This window comes from Ruminococcus callidus ATCC 27760 (assembly GCF_000468015.1).
In the GTDB taxonomy this organism is placed as follows: domain Bacteria; phylum Bacillota; class Clostridia; order Oscillospirales; family Ruminococcaceae; genus Ruminococcus_C; species Ruminococcus_C callidus.
Genome location: NZ_KI260487.1, coordinates 1 through 6,737, shown reverse-complemented (window position 1 = coordinate 6,737; position 6,737 = coordinate 1). Strand labels below are relative to the sequence as shown.

Below are 6,737 nucleotides of genomic sequence, written 5' to 3'. Positions count from 1 at the left end.
GAGATTGTGCATTTTCTGACTGTACAAGCCTGACTAGCATCACGATTCCGGACAGCGTGACTAGTGTTGGAGATTGTGCATTTTCTGACTGTACAAGCCTGACCAGCATCACGATTCCGGACAGCGTGATCAGTATTGGAGAGAGGGCATTTGAAGACTGTACAAGCCTAACCAGCATTAAAATTGCTGCTTCTAATGAAAAGTATCTTATTATCAACAACTATGATAAAGTAGAAAGAGATATTGTTGCAGCAACTGAAGTATTCCGAACTAGAAAACTGGATTCAGAAGTAAAGATACCGCTGGATCTGAAAATTCAGCTGGCTGTAAAACTGATTGACTGGTATGACAATGCAGAAGCCAAGGCGTATGTGAAAAAAATGCTCACCAGGGGTATGAAAGCATTGATCGACAGCGGCAATCTGGAGCTGATTCAGGTACTTCTGGAAAAGACCGACTTTGTCACCAAGAGAAACGTGGACAAGTATATCCAGTACGCCATCGACACCAAGCAGCAGGAGATCTATCTGACCTTGATCCACTATAAGGACGAGATCGGGGCGTATACGGAGATTTCCAAGAAGTTCCGGCTGTGATTTCGGTGACACAGGAAAACAGATTACAAAAAGACAGGATGTGAAGATATGAACGAATCCAATGAAGAATTGGCTTTGGACGATGTGCTGAAAAAAATGCAGCGAGCCGATCAGCTTTCCCGACAGGTAATCAGCTATGCCAGAAATACGCTTTTTGTGCATCTGCGGTTTATGGAAAACGCACTGAGCCGTCTGGTGTTTGTACCCTATGGCGGAACGATTGCAACGGATATGTGCCGCCTGTATTATAACAGTCAGTTTATTCTGCCGGACTTTCAGAAAAATGACAAAACGCTGACGCACCGCTATCTCCACATCATACTGCACTGCATTTTCCGGCACGCCTATGTTGGCCCTGCGATTCGCCGACCGGTCTGGAATCTGGCGTGCGACATTGCCGTGGAGCAGATGATTCAGGAATTGCATCTGAAGTGTATTGATGACGACTACGGGAACGCCCAGCGTGGCATACTGCAGGAACTACAATCCCAATTGAAGTACATGACAGCGGAAAAAATCTATCATTATTACATAACCCAAAATATTTCCGATGCACAGTGTGAACAACTGCAGGAAGCGTTTGCACTGGATGAACACGAGGTCTGGTATGCTCCTGGAAACGACAGTTTCGGCTCACAGGGCAACGGCGATTCCGATTCACAGGGTGACAGCAATCAAAAGCCGGATTCCGACAGCTCGCAGTCGCAGAACAACGAAAACAGTACCGCTGTTATGACTCTCGCCGAGGCACAGGAGGTCTGGAAAAAGCTTGCAAATCAGATACAAACAGATCTGGAGACGTTCCAGAAACAGCATGGAACAGACGGCGGCAGCCTGCTGCAAAATCTGAAGGCAGTCAACCGGGAACGCTATGATTATGCCGAGTTCCTGCGAAAATTCGCTGTGTATGGCGAGATCATGAAGATTGACGATGACGAGTTCGACTATAACTTTTACACCTACGGCATGAATCTGTACGGGAATATGCCGCTGATCGAGCCGCTGGAATACAAAGAGGTGAAGCGGGTACGGGACTTTGTGATCGCAATTGACACTTCCGGCTCGGTTTCCGGCGAAACGGTGCAGAAATTCGTCAACAAAACGTACAACATTCTCAAGCAGCAGGACAGCTTTTTTACAAAGGTGAATATCTATATCATACAGTGCGATGCGGAGATTCAGGAAGTGCAGAAAATCACCAGTCAGGAGGAGTTTGAGGCGTATATGAAAACCATGCAGCTGCACGGCTTTGGCGGAACGGACTTCCGTCCGGTGTTTGCCTATGTAGACGAACTGATCCGGCAGCATGCATTCACCAACTTAAAAGGAATGCTTTATTTTACAGATGGTTTCGGGGATTTTCCGGAGCATCAGCCGGATTATCAGATTGCCTTTGTATTTCTGGATGATGATTACAATAACTATCAGGTGCCGGTCTGGGCGATTCGGCTGATCTTGACCACAGAAGAAATTGAACAGTAGGATTGGAGGAGAAAGCAATGTATTTTCAAATTGAAAATGGTGTGCTGAAAAAGTATACTGGGAAGGATAAGGATGTTGTGATTCCAGACGGTGTGACCAGGATTGGAAATGGTGCGTTTGAAGACTGTAAAAGCCTGACCAGTGTTACCATTCCGGATGGTGTGACCAAGATTGATGAATATGCGTTTCGTGGCTGTGAAAACCTGACCAGCATCACCATTCCGGACAGCGTGACCTATATTGGTGAAGATGCGTTTTATGGCTGTACAAGCCTGACTAGCATCACCATTCCGGACAGCGTGACTAGTATTGGAGAATATGCATTTATGTACTGTAAAAGTCTGACCAATATCATGATTCCGGACAGCGTGACCTATATTGGTAGAGATGCGTTTTATGGCTGTACAAGCCTGACTAGCATCACCATTCCGAACAGAGTAACCAAAATTGGAAATGGTACGTTTTCTGGCTGTACAGGCCTGACCAGCATTACCATTCCGAACAGTGTGACCAGTATTGGTGGAGGTGCGTTTTTTGGCTGTACAAGCCTGGTCAGCATCACGATTCCAGAAAGCATGACCAGTATTGGTCACAATGCATTCTATAACTGTACAAGTCTGATCAGTATCATGATTCCGGACAGCGTGACCAGTATTGGTGAATGTGCGTTTGAAAACTGTACAAGCCTGATCAACATCACAATTCCAGGCAGCGTGACCAGTATTGGATGCAGTGCGTTTGAAAACTGTACAAGCCTGACCAGCATCACAATCCCGGACGGTGCGACCAGTATTGAAGGACGTTCATTTTATGGCTGTACAAGTTTGACCAACATTACAATTCCAGACAGCGTAACTAGCATTGAATATGGGGCATTTGCTGACTGTACAAGTCTGACCAACATCACCATTCCGAACAGTGTGACTAGTATTGGTGGAGGTGCGTTTGGAGACTGTACAAGCCTGACTAGCATTATCATTCCAAACAGCGTGACCAGCATTGCAGGCGGTGCATTTTCTGACTGTACAAGCCTGACCAGTATCATGATTCCAAACAGCGTGACCAGTATTGGAGATTGTGCGTTTATGAGATGTACAAGCCTGACCAGCATCACCATTCCAGACGGCGTGACCAGTATTGGAGGCGGTGCGTTTAGGAAATGTAGAAGTCTGACTAGCATCACCATCTCGGACAGCGTGACCAGTATTGGAGGCGATGCACTTTATGGCGGTGCGTTTGAAAACTGTACAAGCCTGACCAGTATCACCATTCCAAATTGTGTAACCAATATTGGGAAACGTGCGTTTTACGGCTGTACAAGTTTGACTGATATCACAATCCCAAAACGTGTAACGAATATTGGAAAAGATGCGTTTTATGGCTGTCAAAATATTAAAATTGCCGTTTCCGATGAAAAGTATTTTGTGGTTGATGGCTACGAGGAATCTGGAAAAGATATTGTTGCAGCGAAAAGAATACTTCTGTCTAAAAAAATGAATACAAATGCAGAAATACCGCTGGATCTGAAAATTCAGCTGGCTGTAAAATTGATTGACTGGTACGACAACGCAGATGCCAAGACGTATGTGAAAAGGATGCTCACCAAGGGCATGAAAGTATTGATTGACAGCGGCAATCTGGAGCTGATTCAGGTACTTCTGGAAAAGACGGATTTAATCACCAAGAAAAACGTAGACAAGTTTATCCAGTATGCCATTGACACCAAACAGCAGGAAATCTATCTGACCTTGATTCACCATAAAGACGAGATCGGGGCGTATACGGAGATTTCCAGGAAGTTCCGGCTGTAATAGAGCAGAAAGGGAAGTATAACCATGAATATTCATGAAGCAAAAGAGCAAATCAAAAACGCAGTGACTGCTTATCTGACAAAGGATGAGCTGGGACGCTATGTGATTCCGCCGCAGAAACAGCGTCCGATTTTTCTCATGGGGCCTCCCGGTGTGGGAAAGACTGCCATTATGGAACAGGTCGCCTCGGAATTGGGCATCGGTCTGCTGTCCTATTCCATGACGCATCACACCAGACAGTCCGCATTGGGATTGCCGCTCATCAAGCACGTGAACTATCAGGGCAGCGAGTATGATGTTTCCGAATATACCATGAGTGAGATCATCTCTTCCGTCTATGAACTGATGGAAAACACCGGCATTCAAAACGGCATTCTGTTTCTCGACGAGATCAACTGCGTTTCGGAGACACTGACTCCGATCATGCTGCAATTTCTACAATATAAAGTGTTCGGCAGACATGAAGTTCCGGCTGGCTGGATCGTTGTCACTGCCGGAAATCCGCCGGAATATAACCGCTCTGTCCGGGAGTTTGACATTGCCACATGGGACAGACTGAAACGGGTAGATGTGGAACCGGATTTTGCGGTGTGGAAGGAGTTTGCATATCTGAATGGGGTGCACTCCTCGATTCTGACCTATCTGGAAATCAAAAAGGGGAATTTCTATAAGGTGGAAACTACGGTGGACGGCAAGCGTTTTGTGACCGCCAGAGGCTGGGACGACCTGAGCCAGATGATCCACCTGTATGAACAACACAAGATTCCCGTCGATCAAAAACTGGTGGAACAGTACATTCAGAATCCGGAAATTGCACAGGATTTCGCCATTTACTATGACTTGTACAACAAGTACAAGAGCGACTATCAGATCAAAGACATTCTGGCAGGTACAGCAAGCACCGATATTCAGGAACGTGCAAAACGAGCAAAGTTTGATGAGCGTTTCTCTCTGGTGGGACTGCTGCTGGATGCTGTGATGGGTGCCATGCGGGAGTCTACGGAAGAAGAGGACGTATTGGGAGAACTGGTCAAGACGCTGCGTGTGTTCAAACGGGAATCCAAGACTGAGGACGGTGCAGCACTGCTGAAAAAATATATCCAGAACAACCGAAAAAAACTGAATGCCGGCATTCGGGCAAAAAGTCTTTCTGAGGCACAGCAGAAACAAAAGCTGCAGGTAATGCGGATTCTGGAGGAACAGAGCAAACTGGTGCAGTCTGATCCGAAGCAGGCAGCTTTTGCACTGGTGAAAAAGGATTTCGATAATCGGTTAAAGGCATTCCAAAAGCGGAGCGACGCATTGTCGGAGCAGGTGCGGCATATGTTTGCGTTTTGTGACACGGTCTTTCCCAATGGACAGGAGCAGTTGATTCTGGTGACAGAACTGACGGCGAATCCGTATAGTGCAAGATTTTTGGGTGAACACAAGGTCGATGCGTATTTTGTCCACGATAAGGAATTGATGTTCCATCAGAGACAGCTGGAACTGAACCAGGAAATTGCGGATCTTGAGCTTTAAGAAAACTCTTTTTTTGCAACTGCCAAATTGAAGTGCGATGAGGCTCAGTGCAGCGAAAAGTGCGTCAGTTTCCAGTTGTGTTATATTGAAAATATAGGAGAAAAACAAAATGAGCAGCTGCCGTGATTTTCAAATTGAAAACGGTATATTGACAAGGTACACTGGCGCAGGCGGAGATGTTGTGATTCCGGACGATGTGCTCGTTATTGGAGATGAGGCGTTTTCAGATTGTGTAAATCTGACTGGCATTAAAATTCCGGACAGAGTAATTCACATTGGAGAAATGTCATTTCAAAATTGTATCAACCTAACTAGAATCACAATTCCGGATAGAGTAACCTGCATTGGAGATCATGCGTTTAGAGGATGCAGAAAATTGATAAGCATCAACATTCCAAGAAGAGTTGTCCGTATTGGAATGGGCATGTTTGGCGGTTGTACAAACTTGACGAATATCACACTCCCAGACCGGGTAACCTATATTGGAGACAGCGTGTTTTGGGGATGCAAAAGCCTGACCAGCATTACAATTCCAGATAGAGCGAACAGCATTGGAGATGAGGCATTTGGGATCTGCGAAAGTCTGACCAACATTGCAATCCCAGACAGTGTAACCAGCATTGGGGCAGGAGCATTTTTGCATTGTACAAGCCTGACCAGCATTGTCATTCCAAACAGTGTGACCAGTATTGGAAAAAGTGCGTTTTCTGGCTGTGCGAGCCTGACCGATATTACCATTCCGAAAAGCGTGAGAAGTATTGGACAAAAGGCCTTTTATGGCTGCAAAAGCATTAAACTTGCGGCTCCTAATGGAAGAGCTTTTATGATTCGCTGTTATGATAACATGGAAAAAGATATTGTTGCAGCAATGCAAATGCTAAGAATGAAAAAAATAGATACAAGAGCGAAGATGTCACCAAGTCTGAAATTTGCATTGGCCTTAATGCTTTTCGACTTTTATGATGATACAGATGCCAGAGCATATCTGAAAAGGAATTTAGCAAAAGGCATGAAAGCGCTGATCGATGATGGTAACCTGGAACTGGTTGAAATACTTTTGAAAAAGACAGATCTCGTTACCAAGTGCAACATCGACAAGTGCATCCAATATGCCATCGACACCAGGCAGCAGGAGATCTATCTGACCTTGATTCACTATAAAAATGCAATCGGAGCGTATGCGGAAATTTCTGAAAAATTCTGGCTGTGAGAATGATGGGACAGGAGAAAAGCGAATTTTTTAATGATAGCTTGTCAAGTCAAGCGCAACACAATCAGATATTCAGAGGATTCGACCCACCGAAAAAAAGTCTGTAAAAACGCAGTC

General features: G+C 45.3%; 5 protein-coding genes. All 5 read left to right on the top strand.

Annotation, left to right across the window (positions count from 1 at the left end; translation table 11 throughout):
• The coding region (locus RUMCAL_RS13320; RefSeq protein WP_040648295.1) for a leucine-rich repeat domain-containing protein at positions 1-596 on the top strand (596 nt) is incomplete at its 5' end.
• Between the two features lie 48 nt (positions 597-644).
• Complete coding sequence (locus RUMCAL_RS13315) at positions 645-2,078, top strand: vWA domain-containing protein (protein ID WP_021683508.1); 1,434 nt, start codon at positions 645-647, stop codon at positions 2,076-2,078.
• A 17-nt stretch (positions 2,079-2,095) separates the two neighbouring features.
• Positions 2,096-3,889, top strand: coding sequence for a leucine-rich repeat domain-containing protein (locus RUMCAL_RS13310; protein ID WP_021683507.1), 1,794 nt, complete (start codon positions 2,096-2,098; stop codon positions 3,887-3,889).
• 24 nt (positions 3,890-3,913) lie between these two features.
• Positions 3,914-5,410, top strand: coding sequence for an ATP-binding protein (locus RUMCAL_RS13305; RefSeq protein ID WP_021683506.1), 1,497 nt, complete (start codon positions 3,914-3,916; stop codon positions 5,408-5,410).
• Positions 5,411-5,519: 109 nt separating this feature from the next.
• Positions 5,520-6,620 carry a leucine-rich repeat domain-containing protein gene (locus RUMCAL_RS14875; protein ID WP_021683505.1) on the top strand — a complete coding sequence of 367 codons (1,101 nt, stop codon included), beginning with the start codon at positions 5,520-5,522 and terminating at the stop codon, positions 6,618-6,620.
• Positions 6,621-6,737 lie beyond the last annotated feature (117 nt).